The following is a 16845-nucleotide window of genomic DNA, read 5'->3' on the forward strand; positions in this document are numbered from 1 at the left end:
AACATTATACAATATTGGTAATAATGTATAAAAATGTTTATTGTTTTCCCTAACTAACACCTTCCTCTTTTTCCTGATAAAGCCTCATTTGCTCTTCGATAGCCTCTATGTTGACGTGCTTGCGGACGGTATCGCCCAACAGATCGTAGCCTTGCTCCCGCAGCGCCACAAAGGACGGGCGATCCATGATCGAGGAAAGTCCTTTCTGTTGTCGAATGGCATTGAGCAGCTGTGTGCGGAATTCATCGTTGTGGAATAATCCGTGGAAATACGTCCCGATGAGCTTCCTCTCCTGCGTGCAATAGCCGTCCGTGCGATCCGCAAGCTGAATAAACGGTGCGTCGTTCTCTGTGTAGACCGATTGCCCCATGTGAATCTCGTAGCCTTCCAATTCAAGCAGGTGGCCAGCAAAACGGGCAGTACCGCGAGAGAGTACTGTCGTCTTGCGCGGCTCCATGGTCGTAACCATCGGGATCAGGCCAAGCCCTGCCATCTCGCGCAGCGGCGACTCCACCCCATCTGGATCATGAATGGACTGGCCTAGCATTTGATAGCCGCCGCAAAGACCAACTACATACGTCTTTCCTCCGCTATGCAGCTCGTGGATGCGCTCTGCCAAGCCTGTTTCCCGCAAGAACTGCAAATCCTCCAGCGTGTTTTTGCTGCCCGGCAGAACGATCAGATCAGGGTCACCGAGCTCTTCCAGACGGCTGACAAAACGCATGCGGCAATCCGGCTCCACAAAAAACGGATCGACGTCCGTAAAGTTGGAAATGCGCGGGTACCGTATGACCGCGATATCAATATCTCTCGGTGTCTCCCGCTGACCCTGGTAGCGATGCAGGATGAGCGAATCCTCCGCATCGATCCACAAATCAGGGATAAAGGGAACGACACCGAGCACAGGCTTGCCTGTATACTCCTCAAACCAATCCAGGCCCGACTGCAAAAGCGTTAGGTCTCCGCGAAAACGGTTGATGACGACTCCGATCACCCGCTCCCGGTCCTGTGGCTCAAGCAGCTGAAGCGTCCCCACCAGACTGGCAAAGACGCCGCCCCGCTCGATATCCGCTACTAGAATGACAGGTGCATTCGTCAGACGGGCCACTCGCATGTTGACCAGCTCACGGTCGTTCAGATTGATTTCCGCCGGACTTCCCGCGCCTTCAATTACGATTCGGTCGTAGCTTTCTGACAGTCGAGCATAGGACTCGCTGATGATTCGCAAGCCTTGATCGTAAAATTCGGTGCGATACGCCATCGCTTTCATGTTTCCGTACGGCTCTCCGTTGACCACGATTTGCGACTCGGAGTCCCGCGTCGGCTTGATCAGGATGGGGTTCATATCCGTCGTGGCGAGCACTCCTGCCGCTTCTGCCTGCACGCCCTGCGCCCTTCCGATTTCCTTGCCGTCGATCGTCACGTAGGAGTTGAGTGCCATGTTTTGCGATTTGAAAGGAGCTGTCTTGTGACCTGCCTGGGCGAATATTCGGCAAAAGGCAGTCGCGATGGCGCTTTTCCCCGCATCCGAGCTGGTCCCTTGAATCATCAACGGAAGGGCTTTAGGCACGCGCGCCCACCTCCAGGCAGCGTTCGATCCAGCGCGCAACCAGCTCTGGATTCGAGCCAAAGTGCAGATGCGTATAGCCTGCAACCAGATTCCCCGCTGCAAAGCCCTCCGGTTTGGTCCCGCGAAGGCCCTTTGTCTCGTAGGCATGCGGCAGCTCGGCATCCGTAGCGTACGTGGAGTAGTGGAATTCATGTCCTTTTGCCTGCTGCTCGGTACCCAGGAGGAAGTTTCCTTCTTTTCCACGCACCTCGCGATAGCCCAGTGCAGCCAGTTTCTTTTGCATCGTCACTTTGCCTGGGATCAGTCCGACCATCGGATAGCTCTCTCCATCCGTCGTTACGATGGCTTCCGTCAAAAACATGAACCCGCCGCACTCAGCCAGCGTCGGCAGTCCGCCGCCAACGGCTGTGCGGAACGATTCCAGTACCGTTTGATTTTGGGAAAGCTCGGAGGCAAACTCCTCCGGGAAGCCGCCCCCTATGTACAATCCGTCCGCCTCAGGTGGAACTGTCTCCCCGGCTAGCGGTGAAAAGAAATGCAGCTTGGCACCGTACGCTTCCAGAAGCTCCAGGTTTTCTGGATAGTAAAAATGAAAGGCCGAATCCTTGGCCACGGCGATCGTGACACTTTTTTCTTCCGGCATCTGTGCAGCGATTGGTGCAAACAGCTTCGGCTCTGCCTTAAGCTCCTCCGCTTTCGCCAGCTCCCAGATCAGCTCCAGGTCTACCGTTTCCCCAATCAGATCCGCCAGCTTCTCGAACAAAGGAGACAGCTCTCCACGCTCTACAGAAGGAACCAGGCCAAGATGCCGCTCTGGAATCTCCAGCTCGTTCTCCCGCTTCAGGTAGCCGACCACCGGAATCCCGCACTCCTGCTCGATGGCTGCCTTGACGATTTTGTGATGGCCTTCGCTGCCGACCTTGTTAGCAATGACGCCGACGATTCGTGCCGCAGGATTCAAGAGCTGAAAGCCTTTGACGATGGCTGCTGCACTGCGCGCCATACTCTGGCAGTTGACCACGAGCAAGACGGGTGAGCCTGTCAAAATGCTGATCTCTGCTGTGCTTCCGCTGTCGCTGGTCGCTTCCTTTCCGTCGTACATTCCCATGACGCCCTCGATGATGGAAATGTCCGCGCCCGCCGACCCGCGAACGAAAATCTCCTTGACCGTGTCATGGGAGAGCATGAAGCTGTCCAAATTGCGTGAGGCACGCCCCGTGACCGCTGTATGGTAGGTCGGATCGATATAGTCAGGGCCGCATTTGAAGCCCTGCACGACGTGCCCCATGCGCTTCAGTGCCGCCATCAGTCCGATGGTCACCGTCGTCTTGCCTGCTCCGCTTCCGGTTCCGGCGATAACAATGCGTCGACTTTCGCCTATGCTCGCCCCGACGATACCGATGCGTCGACTTTCGCTCATGAGCGCTCCTCCTTCCCATACGGCATCAAGCCGACGGATATCGTTGTATTTCCTGATTTTTTCTTCGTCAGCACCAGCTTCTCAACACCCGCATACAGCTTGACTGCCGGTTCGCTCACACCATAGGCGCCTGTGTATTTAAATACCGTCTCCGATGGGTCCTCGATCGCTGCCTGGTTCAACTGCTCAGGTGAGTACCAGACAAAGGGCCAGCCGTATTTTTCGCAGACGGCGATCAGCCCGGCTTCGTCCTTCTTCAGCTCGATAGTGGCGAGCGCCTTTACGCTTTTGATCGAGAATTGCAGTTCATCCAGCGTCTCCTTGATCACGGCTTCGATCTCTTCCGCCGATGTGCCACGGTTGCAGCCCATGCCCAGCACGATCACCTTTGGACGGTACAGCACACCGTTGTCCAGGATCGACTGCTCCTCTGGCTGAAGCAGTCGGTGCGTGACGACCAGAGCGGCTTGCGGCTCGGCTGCCTGTGCCTCTGCGATGGTCGGGTACTCCTGGATAGAGGGAGGCATGGGCGTATCGTGCATCCACCAGTCTCGTTCCCCGGATTCATTCACAACAGCCACTCGTTCCTCGTTCACTACGGATGCACTGACTGGCGTTAGCTTTTCAGCCGAATCCCACTCCCAGCCGAAGCGGCGTCCGAACAAGTCCACCGGAATCGTCTTCTGTACATCGGAGGCCGTTGTTATGATCGGGCGTGCACCCATGACTGCCGCTACCTCGCGTGCCAGCTCGTTTGCCCCGCCGAGGTGACCGGATAGCACGCTGATCACGTTTTCTCCGCGATCATCGACTACGACGACTCCCGGATCCTTTTTCTTGTCCTCCAAAAGCGGTGCGATCATCCGCACGACAGCTCCCAGCGAAATGATGATAATAAGACCTTTATACGCAGGCCAGAGGGCGGGAAACAGCATCCGCACGCTGTTCGTAAACAGCTGAATCCCTCGCGACTCTTCATCTCCGCGCGCAAACTTGCTCATGTAGTACAGGTCCGTCCCCGGAAACTTCTGCGCCAGATCGCGTGCCATCTCGACTCCATGCTTCGTAATCGCCACGATCGCGTAATCCCCGCGCTGCTGGATGACCGGGATTTCTCCCTCTTTTAGTTCAATGACCATTACTCTTTCACACCTTTTCTGTACCCGTGCGTGAAGGTTTTGTCATAAAGCTTCGAGCGGTACTGCTCGTTTTTCTCGTGGATATGGGGATCAAGTGCCCAACCAGCCAGGATCATGGCATGCTTGCGGATTCCATTTTTGCCCATGTCTTCGTCGAGGTTTTTCAGCGTCGTACGCAGGATGAACTGATCCGGCCAGCTTGCGCGCTGTACCACTGCGACTGGCGTATCCTCGCTCCAGCCCGCCTCTACCAGCTCGCGCACGACCTTTTTGGTCAAGGTAGCGCTCAAATACAGGGCCAAGGTGCTATGATGCTCCGCGAGTGCTCGCAGCTTTTCCCGCTCCGGTACAGGCGTACGGCCTTCTGCACGAGTCAGGATCAAGGTCTGTGTCAGCTCGGGAATGGTCAGCTCTGCACCTACTGCAGCCGCTGCTGCGAATACGGAGCTTACGCCAGGGACAATCTCCACTTCGACGCCTGCTGCTTTCAAGAGCGCGATCTGCTCCATAATCGCTCCGTACACGGACGGATCGCCTGTCTGCAAACGCACGACCGTTTTCCCCTTGCTCACGCGATCTACCATCAGCTCTACCATTTCTTCCAAAGCCATGCCAGAGCTTTGCAGTACCTCCGCATCCGGATTGCCCAAGGCTACCAAATCCTCGTTTACGAGAGAGTCCGTATAGAGAATCACGTCTGCCTTTTGCAAGAGCTTCAAGCCTTTTACCGTAATGAGATCGGGATCGCCCGGGCCTGCGCCTACAATGTACAGCTTCATGATTTTTTCACCACCATCAAGGTAAGATAGCTGAGCTCAGCGCGCTCCAGCTCCCGAACATCTGTCCACACCATTTCCTCTGAAGAGGTCACTTTCGTAGCAACAGCAGTTTTGTCCACCAGATTCATTTCTTTCAGAAGTCCGATGATCATCGGGAGCACTTTCGCCACTTTCAGGAAGATGACGCAGTCGTGTGACGCAATCGCCTGACGCATCGCTTCCCTGTCTTCCGTCGCCGGGATGATCCCGATCTGCTCGTCGCCGTCTGCGAGCGGCAGATTAAAGCGGGAAGCCGCTCCCAAAAACGAGGAAACGCCTGGAACGGTCACGATCGGTACCTCGGGGTGCTCCTCCTGCATCACGCGCATCATATGGATAAACGTGCTGTAGAACATCGGATCGCCCTCTGTGACGAACGCCACGTCCTTGCCCTCGGATAGACGCTCCCAGACCAGCTCCACCGTGTTGTTCCATTCGCGCTCCAAAATCTCCGGATCACGGGTCATCGGGAAAACGAGCCCGAGCATTTCCTTATTGCCGGCAGCAGGCTGCACATACATCTCTGCGATTTGGTGCGCGTAGCTCTTGCTGCCCATTCGCTTTTTCGGATAGGCGATAACCGGCGTTTGCTGCAGCAGACGAAACGCCTTTACCGTAATCAGCTCTGGATCGCCGGGACCTACTCCCAGTCCGTACAAGGTACCGATCTTGGTCACTTGCTGTCTCCCCCTTTTTCTTCCTCGACCTTTTTGGCCCATGCTGTGATGATGTAGATCGGATTTAGTGCTTCAAATCGAGTCAGAGACAAGATCGGCTTGCTGCGCGACAGCTGTGCGAGCGTGACGGACGTCTCAAAGCCCTCTGCTGCAAAAGCCTGTGTCGCCTCATACAGCGTTTCGATGGTCGCGGCGTTCACTACGATCCGGCCATTTGGACGCAGACGTGTGCAGCAGATGTTCAAAAGCTCGCGAAGCTCTCCTCCGCTTCCCCCGATGAAGACGGCATCAGGGTCCGGGAACTGGTCTAAACCGTGCGGCGCCCGCGCATGTACCACGGTCAGATCCGTGCGAAACTTGGCCATATTCTGGCGGCAGTTTTCCAGGTCATCCGCGTTTTTCTCAACGCCGTATACTTCGCCTTCCCGTGCGATACGCGCCGCCTCAATCGCTACCGAGCCTGTGCAGGTACCGATGTCCCACATGATGCTCTTGGCATGTAGCTGCAGCTGAGCAATGCTCAGAATGCGCACTTCTTTTTTCGTGATCAAACCTTTGTCTGGCTTGCGCTGGGAAAATTCCTCATCTGCGATGCCAAAAGGCCAAACCGGACTTTCCCGACGCTTTTTCAGGATAACGACATTCAGATCGGAAAAGACGCCGTCGGCCATTTCATCCAGCGTGTACCATCCCGTTTTTTCCTCGTCGCTCCCCAGATTTTCCGCTACAAACGCGTCGTACTCCGTCATCCCAAACGACAGCAGGTAGCCTGCAATCGTTGCTGGACTGTTTTGGGCGTCCGTCAACAAAGCCACTTTTTCCTTGCCGTCGATGCGCTGCGCCAGCCCCTTGATGCTGCGTCCGTGTACGCTCAGCAGCGCCGCATCCTGCCACGCTTCTCCCATTTTGGCAAAGGCGAGCTGAATCGAGCTGTGATGCGGATAAATCTCCACGTTCAGCTTTTTGGCGAGTAGACTGCCAATTCCGTAGAACATCGGGTCGCCCGATGCGAGAATCACAGTCTTTCTCGTCTCGCTGCGTAGCTCTTCTACCAACGCCGTGAGTCCACCTTTTAGCACACGTTTTTCGCCAGCGTACTCAGGGAAAAACGACAGATGTCTCTCGCCGCCGACTAATAGTTCACTTTCTTCTATCCATGAACGGTACAACGGCAGCAGGCTTTGCTGTCCGTCATCCCCGATCCCGATCACTTTCATGGTCTGTGTCATCGATCGTCACCTTTCCCAACAGGGACCCTTTCATCGTAATGATCACGGTCTCCACCTCGATCCCGCCGCCTACTTCCTTCAGGGCGGCACGGCAGCATTTTTCGCACATGATTTCAAAGAAGGCAGGCGTGTCAGCCATCAAATCGCCGACCTGCGCAGCTGTATTCGCCTCGCGAATCTGGACGAGCAGCTCTTCGGATGCTCCTGCTTGCTCCGCCATCTGGGCGAGATGTCCAAAGTCTATGGGCGCACTTTTGGAATGCACCATCATGACTCCCTGCGCGACCTTGGAGAACTTGCCCATCATCCCGACGAGCGTCACCTTCTTCATTTTCTTGCGCTTGCATTGCTGCAGGGAAAAACCGACGAAATCGCCCATTTCTACAAAGGCCTCCTCCGATAGCTCAGGGTACATCTCGATCCCGTAGCTTTCGGTTTTGCCTCCTGTAGAAAGGACGATATGCTCGCAGCCAGCTTCCTTGGCGACATTGACAGCCTGTGCCACACTCGCCTTGTAGGCAGAAGTGGAAAACGGCACCACGATACCGCGCGTCCCCAAAATGGAGATGCCACCGAGTATGCCGAGCCTTCCGTTCAACGTTTTCTTTGCAATCTCTTCACCAGCTGGCACAGAGATCACAATCTTGATTCCCCGATCGATTTCAAACTGATCAAGGACCTCCTGCGCGGCTTCGCGGATCATTTTTCGCGGAACGGGATTGATCGCCGCCCCGCCGATAGGGACCGGGAGCCCTGGCTTGGTCACCCGTCCTACACCAACTCCTCCGTCCAAAATGATCCCTGGCTCATCCAGCCACTCCACCGTACTGATGATCAAGGCACCGTGCGTAGCATCCGGGTCGTCACCGCCATCCTTGATAGTAGACGCAGTCGCCATAGCTTCGGTGAACTCGCAGCTCTCCATCTGGAAAGTCACGGTTTCACCGATCGGCAGACGAATCGTTGCTTCCCGCTGCGGCTCTTGGGTGATCAGCGCGATCAAAGCAGCCTTCGTCGTCGCCGTTGCGCAGGATCCTGTTGTATAACCGTGGCGAAGGGGTTTTGCCCCTTTGTCATCCGTCGATGCTTTTGCCGCCATGGTTTTAGTCCAACCGTTCCGCCATGATGGAGATCGCATTCAATGCCGCAACCGTTACCGTACTGCCGCCTTTGCGTCCGATGTTCGTAATAAACGGAATGTCCAGCTTCGCCAGCTCTTCCTTGGACTCAGCAGCGGATACAAAGCCAACTGGCATCCCGATGATAAGGCCTGGTTTTGCTTCGCCTTCTTTCACCAAGCGGATCAGCTCGAGCAGGGCGGTAGGCGCATTTCCGATGCAGTAGATGCCGCCGTCCGCTTCCTTGATCGCTTTGCGCATGGAGATAATCGCACGCGTGGTGTTCAGGCGCTTTGCTTCCTCCATGACATCGCGGTCGGAGATGTATACCTTTACCTCGCCGCCATATTTTTCGATGCGGTTTTTGCTGATCCCCACTTGCACCATCTGCACGTCAGCTACGACCTTTTTCCCGCTGCGGATGGCTGCAATCCCTGATTGGATGGCATCCTTGTGGAATACCAGGCTGCGTCCGAGATCAAAGTCTGCGGATGCGTGGATAACGCGCTGTACGACAGGGAACTGCTCATCGGTAAAAGGATGCTCGCCCAGCTCGTCAGCGATCATCTGGAAGCTCAAGTCTTCAATTTCTTGCGGCTGTACCGTCACTGGTTTGAAATCTGTACGAAAATCCATGGTTAGTTTCCTCCTGTTACTAGGTTCAATTGGCCCAGCACATTTTCGTAATCAGAGTACTTGGTGCCATAGTCGATCTGAGGGCGGCCGATGACGATTGTTTCGATCCCCATCTCAAGCGCAGCCTCCACCTTTTCATCAAAGGCGCCTACCTTGCCGCTCTCCTTGGTAATCATCAGCGTCACGCCGTAATGGTCGTAGAGGGCTTTGTTCAGTTCTTTGGAAAAAGGACCTTGCATCGCTACGATGTTTTTCTGCTCGAGGCCCAGCTCTTCGCATTTTTGCATGTTGTCGATGCGCGGCAGCATTCTCGCTACCAACGTCGTTTCTGGCAGTCCAAGCAATCTGTCTGTAAAGGTCTTCAGCGTCTTGCTCCCGGTTGTCAGCATGATGACTCCGCGCTTGTCAGCAGCCAGCTCAGCTGCCTGCACATAGTCGTCCACCATGATCAGCTTTTCACTGCCCGGTGCAGTAAGGCTTTCCCGCTCATAGCGAATGTACGGAACTTCCGCAGCCTTCGCTCCCGCCATCGCGTTTTTCGAGGCTTCCTCAGCAAATGGATGACTGGCATCCACAACGGCCCGCACCCCCTTTGCCGCAATCAGCGCTTGAATGTCGTCTGCAGTCAATCGGCCTACCTGAACGGGGACCCCCGCTTCCTCCATGCTTTTGGCGGCGTTGTCCGTCACCACTGTCGTGAGCAGCTCGTAACCGGCTTGTTGAATCAAGATTGCCAGCTCCCGCGCATCGCTCGTTCCAGCCAATACGAGAATCATGTGGCGTTCCTCCTACTTGGTCACGTGGTCGTGGTCGTGGTCGTGATCGTGTTCATGTTCATGATCGTGGTCGTGATCATGGTGGTGGTGATGCCCATGATGATGGTGATGATGTCCGTGTTCGTCATCGTGGTGGTGATGGTGATGATCGATGTGCTCCATCGCTGCCAGTCGGTACTGACAGGTGTCGCAGTTCAGCTTGACTTCGCCGTGCAAGGCTTCCTCCACGCGGTCTTTCAGCACCTCTTTCAGCAGGGGATGGAATCCGAAATACTCCGCCATCGTGAACTGTGCGTCTGGATATTTCGCACGGAACTGCTCCAGCTGATCGCTCATCCGCTTGATCAATACCCCAGTGAACAGGAAGTAAGGCAGCACCACAACATGGCGTGCACCCAGCTTCAGGCAGCGCTCGATCCCTTCGTCATACAGGGGGTAGGTCACACCCATGAAGGCCGTTTCGACCCACTTCGCTTTATAGCGCTCCCAGAACAGTCGGGACATTTTGTAAATATCGCTGTTGGCATCTGCATCGCTGCTGCCGCGTCCAATGACGAGAACAGCCAGGTCTTCATGCTCTTCGCCAGAGGCAAAGCCAGCATCGTTCATCCGGGTCGTCAGGATGTTGATGACTTCATCGTGAATCCCGATCGGGCGTCCGTAGATGAACTGGACGTGCGGATGCAGCTCCTTCGCCTCATCGATTGCCGCAGGAATGTGGATTTTCGCATGTCCTGCCGAGAACAGAATGATCGGGATGACTGCTACGCGCGTCGCTCCGCGTTTGACGCAGGTGTTCAGCCCTTGCAGCATGTCCGGGCGTTCGAACTCCAGGAAACACGTCTCAATGATCGGTACATCCAGCTCGGGTGCAAGTGAATTCACAAACTGCCTAATTTCTTCATTCCCCTCTGGGTCTTTGCTTCCGTGTCCGACAAATAATACTGCGTCCATGTAATCTCCTCCTGAATTCTGTTTGGTTGTATGGCGAAAAGGTCAGCGCTGCTAGTCGCCGCAAGCCGCGTTTTCAATCTCTGCTTTCGCCGGTTCGCGCCAAGCGTAGCCTTCCAGCTCGCCTACCCGTTGGAAAAACTTGTGGAATCGCTCGTTCGGGAAGGCTTCCTGTTTGAAACGCGTCACGATGCGCTCCACCACGGAGACGATCTCTTCCTTAGGGATGCCCTCAGCGACCGGGATACCGGAATGCGCGTTGCGTCCGACTGTTTTCGCTCCGAGGAACAGATCGAACTTGCCTTTGCGAAACACGATTCCGATATCCTCCTTGACTGCGCCGTAGCAGGCCATCCCGCAGCCGTTGAAGCCGATTTTCAGCTCCTTGGGCATTTCCTTGCCACCCAGCTTTTGATGCAGCTCTTCCGCGAACGGAATACCATCCTTTTTCTCGCCATCGCAAAAATCGCATGCTTTCACCGATACGACGTCACCAATCGGGCTCAGAATCAGTCCGAGCTGGCGGAGCTTTGTCGTGATACCATCCGGATTGGCAGTCGGGACCCGCAGAATAATCTGATGATGCGGCGTGTACTCCAGTTCGCCTTTTTCCCCGGCTACCTCGGCGAGTGCCATCATCTGCTGCGGCGTTATCTTTTTGTTCGCAACACCCGGGCTGACCGCACACTCGAAAATCATTTCCGGCACAAAGGAGGATGCGGTACGCGCAGCTGGACTCGCGCTCTGTGGTGTGACGATTCCTTTGGCTTCATTGGCAATGGTCAGTGCCTGCATCGCCCAATCCAGCGGTGTTGCCTTAGACTCTGCCGCAGGCGGTGCCTCCAAAACAGCTGTCGCCGTCGTAGTAGAGGTATCCGCTAGGCTGGATGCGACTGGCCCTTCCAATGGTAGGGAGAGCGTCACCGACTTACTGCCCTTCTCTTCGCGGGCGGATGGAGCAGATGCGATCGAGCCTGCCGCTTCTGGCCTCATCTCGGCTTCTTCCGCCGCCTCCAGCGACCACGGCTCATTCTCTACACGCAAACGCTGATGCGGCTTAAGCGGCTGTTCATCCGCAGACAAGGTGTATTTACGCTGGTAGCCGCGCGGGGTAATCATCTTTCCATCGTAAACAAACGTCGAGGTGTTGCCGATAATCACGGTCGTCAGCATGCCGATATCGTGCTCGAGCATCTGCGCAAGCGTAGTGACTACGACATGCTCCCGTTCGCGAAACGCACTTTTGACGATCCCGACAGGCGTGTCCGGCGAGCGGTATTGGAGCAAAATGCGCTGTGCTTCTACAATCTGGCGCGTACGGCGACCACTGCGCGGGTTGTACAGCGCGATGACGAAGTCTGCCATCCCTGCCGCATCGATCCGGCGGGCGATCAGCTCCCACGGCGTCAAATGGTCACTGAGACTGATCGTGCAGGCATCATGCATGATGGGTGCGCCCAAAATCGCACCACAGGAGTTGATCGCTGAGATTCCCGGTACGATCTCGATGGGAACCCCGGTCGCTTCCGTCCAGCCCTTTTCCACCAGGACTTCGTAAACCAGACCTGCCATGCCGTATACACCGGCGTCGCCACTGGAGATCACGGCTACCTTTTTGCCCTCCTCCTCAGCTTGTCGCACGGCCTCCCGTGCACGAGTCACCTCTTCGGTCATCCCGGTGCTGACCACTTCCTGATCCGTCAACAGCTCGCGAATCAGATCCACATATGTCGAGTAGCCAATGATGACATCCGACTCCTGAATCGCTTCCCGCGCCCGTTTGGTGATATGCTCAAAACTTCCCGGGCCAAACCCGATCACAAACAACTTGCCGCTCATACGGCCCCTCCTCTCCACTGGCGATGCCAGCGCTCCTTTTTCGTACTTTCTCTCACGGTTTCTATGCGTTTGACACGTTACCCCAGCATGAAAGCTATCGCCATACAAATGAGTAGACATAGCAAGGAAACCAAATACATCAGTCGGACGGTCGACTGAATATCTTCTGAACGCAAGGGTCTTAGCGGATCACCCATCCTCGCTCGATCAGATGGGACTCCCTGATAAAAATTCAGACCGCCCAGCTGCACCCCTAGAGCCCCTGCCACGCCTGCTTCTGGCAAGCCGCTGTTTGGGCTTGGATGCAAATGCGCGTCACGGCGAATCATCGCCCAGCACTGCCGATAGTCCAGATTCGCCAGTTGACTTGCCAACACCAGCAGAAGGGCCGTGAGCCGAGCAGGAATGTAGTTCAGTACGTCATCAAAGCGGGCAGACGCCCAGCCGAGATTCAGATACTTTTCATTCTTGTAGCCCACCATCGAATCCAGCGTATTGGCTGCCCGATACGCCATCGCCAAGGGTGCACCTCCGATGGCTGCGTAGATCAGGGGAGAAACGATTGCATCCACGATGTTTTCCGCCACCGTCTCCACTGCACCCCGGCAAATTTCCGATTCGTCCAAATGTTCAGTATCGCGACCGACTACCATCGACAGCGAGCGCCTCGCCTGTGCAAAGTCACCTGCCAGCAAATGCTTCGCAATGTCCAAGCCCGCATCTGCCAAGCCTTTTGTCGCGATCGTCGTCGAAATGAGCCAGGCACTTACGCACCAGCCAAGGAGGGGATGAATCCATGCGGCAACCCAGACGATCAGCCACACTGCTGCATAGCTGCCTGTGACAATCAGCAGCGGAAACAAGAGCCCCGCCCTTTTCAAATGTTCTTCCTTTTTGACTCGTGCGCGGATGACAGTCTCCAACCGTGAAATCCACCAGCCAATGATGACAACAGGATGCGTCAAGCCGCGCGGATCACCTACCACCCGATCTATCAGGTAGGATGCACCCAATATCAAAGCCTCGTTCATCTTGATCCTCTCTCGTTTCTAAGAGATTGCTTTACAAAGCATTGGCCGTTCCATTCCACGAGCATGGCTTCGCCGTTTTTCAAGCCTTCTGTCTGCCAATAGCGACTTGGATCCTGCAAAAGCCAGGCTGACTGAAACCAGCGGATAACGCCCCCGTGCGTGACCAATACCTTTGTCGCTCCTTGCTTTTGCGCGAGTGCTTCACGAAGCATTCCGCGCAGCCACCCGTCGACCCGCTCCCCCAGCTGCAGCAAGCTTTCGCCGTCTGGCGGTCTGTACGCAAAGGGATCGTCGTACCACTGTGTTGCCCGCTCTTTGTCTTTTTGCATCAGTTCGTCGTATGTAAGCAGCTCCCATTGGCCAAAGGACAGCTCTCGCAGCGCAGGAACCGTTACGATCGGCACTCCCCGGCGAGACGCGAGGGGCTTCGCCGTCTGCAAGCAGCGCTGCAAATCACTGGAATAGAGCTGAACAGAACCGTACTCATCCCCCGCCAGTCTCTGTGCGAGTTCCTCTGCTTCATGCAGCCCTTGCTCGTTCAAAGAGACATCACTGTGGCCTAAATACCGCTTTTGCCGATTCATTTCTGTCTCTGCGTGGCGTATCCAGAGCCATTTCATCTCCACCAGCTCCCTGCCAATACGAGCAGCATGACTGCCTCGCTGCTCTCGATCACAGCCCCGTAGCAGTCGCCGTTCAGACCTCCAAGCTTGCCTGCGACCGTACGCGAAAACCACAGGGCAAACAGCAGCGATACCGCGATGGCTGCCACCGCTGCCCATCCACCGAGAAACCATCCAGCTGCGAGCAAGAAGAGATAGCTGAGCAAGATCGCAAATGAGGACAGCCCCTCGCTGATGCCCTTGCCAATCCCTTTCTCAGCGGATAGATACGGCCAAAAGCGGATCGACAGCAGCACATGCGTCCTCGCCGCGAATGGCACAAGGACGAGCAGCGCCCATTTGGCAGAAGCCAGTTCAGCCAGGGAAGCCGTTTTGAGCAGCAGCAGCAGAATCGCTGCCAGCACGCCCATCGCACCTACACGGCTGTCTTTCATAATGGCGAGAATTTGCGCCCGCGGTCGGCTGCTGCCCAGACCATCCGCCAAATCCATCCACCCATCCAGATGAAGTCCTCCCGTCATGTACACCCATATCACGAGAGTCAGAACAGCTGCCAAAAAGGGACTAAACAGGTACAGGACAGCTTGATGTACGGCCAATAAAATCAGCCCGATTACGATCCCTACAACGGGATACCCATTGACACTCTTCTTCCAAGCCGTATCCGAAGGCTTCAGCCACGGGACGGGAATTCTCGTAAAAAACGCAATCGCATGCCACAACGCATTCATCCTTTTATCCTCCAAGGAATCCCGGACAACACCGCGTAGACAGCATCCGCCTGCCTTGCCGTCATTTGATTGACGTCTCCCAACACATCGGCGAACCAGCGCCCCAGTCGGCTCAAGGCTACTCCACCGAGTCCGACCTCGCTGGTAACGGCGATGACCGTCTGCTTTTGACGAGCTGCCTTTATCGTCTCCAGCCATTCCTGCGCGTCACGAAGCACTTCCCGCGTAATGGCCTCGCTTCGCAGCTCCTGCTCGGGTACGCCCATCAGCCGATTGCTCACCCAAGTCGACAGGCAATCGATGAGCACCACCTCATAGCCGGCTGCTGAAGCAATAGTTGCGGTCAAACGCCCTCCTACCTCTACACATCCCCAGCTGGCGGGGCGACGTGCTTGATGCAGCGCGATTCTCGCTGTCATTTCTTCATCCCAGGCTTCACCCGTTGCTACATAGAGGACTGATTGGCTCGTCTTTTCTGCCAGCTCCTCTGCAAATCGACTCTTTCCAGAACGCACTCCGCCTGTTACGAGGATGAGACTCATCGCTCCCACCTCCCGCCGCACCAGATGTCAAGCAGGGCTGACACGAGCTGTTCGTTTTCCTCTCGACCACGAACAGCCAAGCGTACATCATGGGCAGTCAAGCCGGGATACATGGCACAGCTGCGGATCAGGATTCCTTTTTTGCCGAGCAGCTCTTGCAATTGCTCCGCTGTCTTCTCTTTGGGAGAGCGAACCAGCAGGAAGTTGGCTTCCCCAGCCCATACCTTCCACCCCAGCTCTTCCCGAATGAAGCTGGTGAGGAACGTCCGTTCCCCGGCAATCAGCTCTCGCGTCTTTGTCTCGTACTCCTGCTCCTGCAGACACAGCTCGCCTGCCCGCAGCGCCAGTGCATTCACACTCCAGCTCACCTGCTTTTCACGCATGCGACAGATCACATCTGGATGCGCTATGGCATAGCCGAGCCTCAGTCCGGGGATCGCGTACATCTTGGTCATGGAACGCATGAGGATGACGTGTGGAAAGCTTTCCAGCTGATCGGCCAGCGTATACTGTCTCTCCTCCTCCACGAAGTCGAGAAACGCTTCATCCACGACCAGCCACGTCTTCGTCTGCTCCGCCCAGTCCGCCATTTTCACAAGCTCATCCGGCTGGTACAAAATGCCCGTCGGATTGTTCGGAGATCCGACGAAAACCAGATCCGCCGCTTCGAACAATCGGTACACCTCGACCATCTCTGGCTTATAGCCGTTTTCTTCCACGCCGTAGCAGCTGACGACTTTTGCACCAAATTGGGTGGCCAGCTGCGCGTATTCAGAAAAGCACGGATAGACTACTCCGACCGTCTGCGGTTGAAGCCCTAGTATTGCCAGTGCCATAGCTTCCGCTGCTCCATTCGCTGGCAAGAGCCACTCTTTTGGCAAGCCCAGACGTGTAGCCAAAGCGGCCCGGAATACTCGATGCCCAGGGTCTGGATACTGCGTGACATCGGCAATGGAAGCCACCAGCATTCGTTTGACACTCTTTGGCATCCCGAGCGGATTGATATTAGCGCTGTAATCGAGAAAGTCCCCCGGAGACACTCCAAATCGCTCTGAAGCTGTCAGCAGGTTCCCTCCATGCCCAAACGTTTCTATGACGTTCATCAGAATTCCACTCCAAGGACGGCAGGAATTCCTTCGTCGTAATAGTGCTTAATCGGCTTCATCTCTGTGACCAGATCTGCCATGTCCATGATCTCCTGCTTGGCGCTGCGTCCGGTAATTACGAGGTGAATGTGCTTCGGTCTGCTTTTGATCGTCTCTAGGACGTCTTCCAACGGCAGCACGTCATCAATCGGGAAGCGGTCGATCGCCAGCGCATTGTTCAGCTCATCGAAAATCACGACATCGTAGCCCCCGTGAAGGAGCTGCTCTTTTGCATAGCCCCACGCAGCTTGCAGCGCCTCGCGATGCTCTTCTGGCGTCTTCGTCCAGGTAAAGCCAATTCCTTTTTGCACGATGTCGATGCCAATCTTGTCAAACACGAGCTTTTCGCCATAGGTACGATCCGGTGATTTGATGAACTGCACCATCAGCACTTTTTTCCCACGTCCCGTCGCACGTACAGCCAGCCCGAGCGCCGCCGTCGTCTTCCCTTTTCCGTCTCCTGTATAGACCAGCAGCAAGCCTCGTTTTGCATCTTGTTTACTCATAGAAAATCCTCCTGAAAATCAAATAAAAAAACGCTTTGTTCTCCCTCATGCAAAAAAAGGAAAACAAAGCGCGGATGGCAAGCAAGCAACGATC

The 16845-nt window shown here is 55.6% G+C and carries 17 protein-coding genes; all 17 read right to left on the reverse strand.

Translation table 11 applies throughout. The features are described 5' to 3' along the window. Positions 1-49: 49 nt before the first annotated feature. Positions 50-1570 carry a cobyric acid synthase gene (locus tag EDM55_RS05130; protein ID WP_122959768.1) on the reverse strand — a complete coding sequence of 507 codons (1521 nt, stop codon included), beginning with the start codon at positions 1568-1570 and terminating at the stop codon, positions 50-52. Beyond that, positions 1563-2951: a cobyrinic acid a,c-diamide synthase CobB gene (locus tag EDM55_RS05135; protein ID WP_092266524.1), complete on the reverse strand. Its 1389-nt coding sequence runs from the start codon at positions 2949-2951 to the stop codon at positions 1563-1565. Before EDM55_RS05135 ends, EDM55_RS05130 begins: the two co-directional genes overlap by 8 nt. 35 nt (positions 2952-2986) lie before the next feature. Beyond that, on the reverse strand, positions 2987-4129 hold the full coding sequence (locus EDM55_RS05140) for a cobalt-precorrin 5A hydrolase (RefSeq protein WP_122959769.1): 1143 nt from the start codon (positions 4127-4129) through the stop codon (positions 2987-2989). Further along, positions 4129-4908, reverse strand: coding sequence for a precorrin-4 C(11)-methyltransferase (gene cobM / locus EDM55_RS05145; RefSeq protein WP_092266232.1), 780 nt, complete (start codon positions 4906-4908; stop codon positions 4129-4131). Before cobM ends, EDM55_RS05140 begins: the two co-directional genes overlap by 1 nt. After that, positions 4905-5624, reverse strand: a complete 720-nt coding sequence (cobI, locus tag EDM55_RS05150) for a precorrin-2 C(20)-methyltransferase (protein ID WP_122959770.1) — start codon at positions 5622-5624, stop codon at positions 4905-4907. The genes cobM and cobI overlap by 4 nt, the downstream gene beginning before the upstream one ends. Beyond that, on the reverse strand, positions 5621-6853 hold the full coding sequence (gene cbiE / locus EDM55_RS05155; RefSeq protein WP_092266234.1) for a precorrin-6y C5,15-methyltransferase (decarboxylating) subunit CbiE: 1233 nt from the start codon (positions 6851-6853) through the stop codon (positions 5621-5623). Before cbiE ends, cobI begins: the two co-directional genes overlap by 4 nt. Further along, on the reverse strand, positions 6816-7952 hold the full coding sequence (locus EDM55_RS05160; RefSeq protein WP_122959771.1) for a cobalt-precorrin-5B (C(1))-methyltransferase: 1137 nt from the start codon (positions 7950-7952) through the stop codon (positions 6816-6818). The genes cbiE and EDM55_RS05160 overlap by 38 nt, the downstream gene beginning before the upstream one ends. Before the next feature lie 4 nt (positions 7953-7956). Then, positions 7957-8607, reverse strand: coding sequence for a precorrin-8X methylmutase (locus EDM55_RS05165; RefSeq protein WP_092266236.1), 651 nt, complete (start codon positions 8605-8607; stop codon positions 7957-7959). Positions 8608-8609: 2 nt separating this feature from the next. Further along, positions 8610-9383: a precorrin-6A reductase gene (gene cobK, locus EDM55_RS05170; protein WP_122959772.1), complete on the reverse strand. Its 774-nt coding sequence runs from the start codon at positions 9381-9383 to the stop codon at positions 8610-8612. A gap of 12 nt (positions 9384-9395) precedes the next feature. Continuing rightward, a complete protein-coding gene (locus tag EDM55_RS05175; RefSeq protein ID WP_122959773.1) occupies positions 9396-10337 on the reverse strand; it encodes a sirohydrochlorin chelatase in 942 nt (313 codons plus the stop codon). A gap of 51 nt (positions 10338-10388) precedes the next feature. Continuing rightward, positions 10389-12173 carry a precorrin-3B C(17)-methyltransferase gene (gene cobJ, locus EDM55_RS05180; protein ID WP_122959774.1) on the reverse strand — a complete coding sequence of 595 codons (1785 nt, stop codon included), beginning with the start codon at positions 12171-12173 and terminating at the stop codon, positions 10389-10391. A 77-nt stretch (positions 12174-12250) separates the two neighbouring features. Continuing rightward, a complete protein-coding gene (gene cbiB, locus EDM55_RS05185; protein ID WP_122959775.1) occupies positions 12251-13204 on the reverse strand; it encodes an adenosylcobinamide-phosphate synthase CbiB in 954 nt (317 codons plus the stop codon). Next, the gene (locus EDM55_RS05190) at positions 13201-13824 is read right to left on the reverse strand and encodes a histidine phosphatase family protein (RefSeq protein ID WP_122959776.1); all 624 of its coding nucleotides are present in this window, start codon (positions 13822-13824) and stop codon (positions 13201-13203) included. The genes cbiB and EDM55_RS05190 overlap by 4 nt, the downstream gene beginning before the upstream one ends. Continuing rightward, a complete protein-coding gene (cobS, locus tag EDM55_RS05195) occupies positions 13821-14558 on the reverse strand; it encodes an adenosylcobinamide-GDP ribazoletransferase (protein ID WP_122959777.1) in 738 nt (245 codons plus the stop codon). Before cobS ends, EDM55_RS05190 begins: the two co-directional genes overlap by 4 nt. Next, on the reverse strand, positions 14555-15100 hold the full coding sequence (cobU, locus tag EDM55_RS05200; RefSeq protein ID WP_092266243.1) for a bifunctional adenosylcobinamide kinase/adenosylcobinamide-phosphate guanylyltransferase: 546 nt from the start codon (positions 15098-15100) through the stop codon (positions 14555-14557). Before cobU ends, cobS begins: the two co-directional genes overlap by 4 nt. Further along, positions 15097-16203, reverse strand: a complete 1107-nt coding sequence (gene cobD / locus EDM55_RS05205; RefSeq protein WP_092266244.1) for a threonine-phosphate decarboxylase CobD — start codon at positions 16201-16203, stop codon at positions 15097-15099. Before cobD ends, cobU begins: the two co-directional genes overlap by 4 nt. Next, positions 16203-16751, reverse strand: coding sequence for a cob(I)yrinic acid a,c-diamide adenosyltransferase (gene cobO, locus EDM55_RS05210; RefSeq protein ID WP_122924231.1), 549 nt, complete (start codon positions 16749-16751; stop codon positions 16203-16205). The genes cobD and cobO overlap by 1 nt, the downstream gene beginning before the upstream one ends. Positions 16752-16845: the final 94 nt, after the last annotated feature.

Source organism: Brevibacillus centrosporus (genome assembly GCF_003710815.1).
GTDB lineage: Bacteria > Bacillota > Bacilli > Brevibacillales > Brevibacillaceae > Brevibacillus > Brevibacillus centrosporus.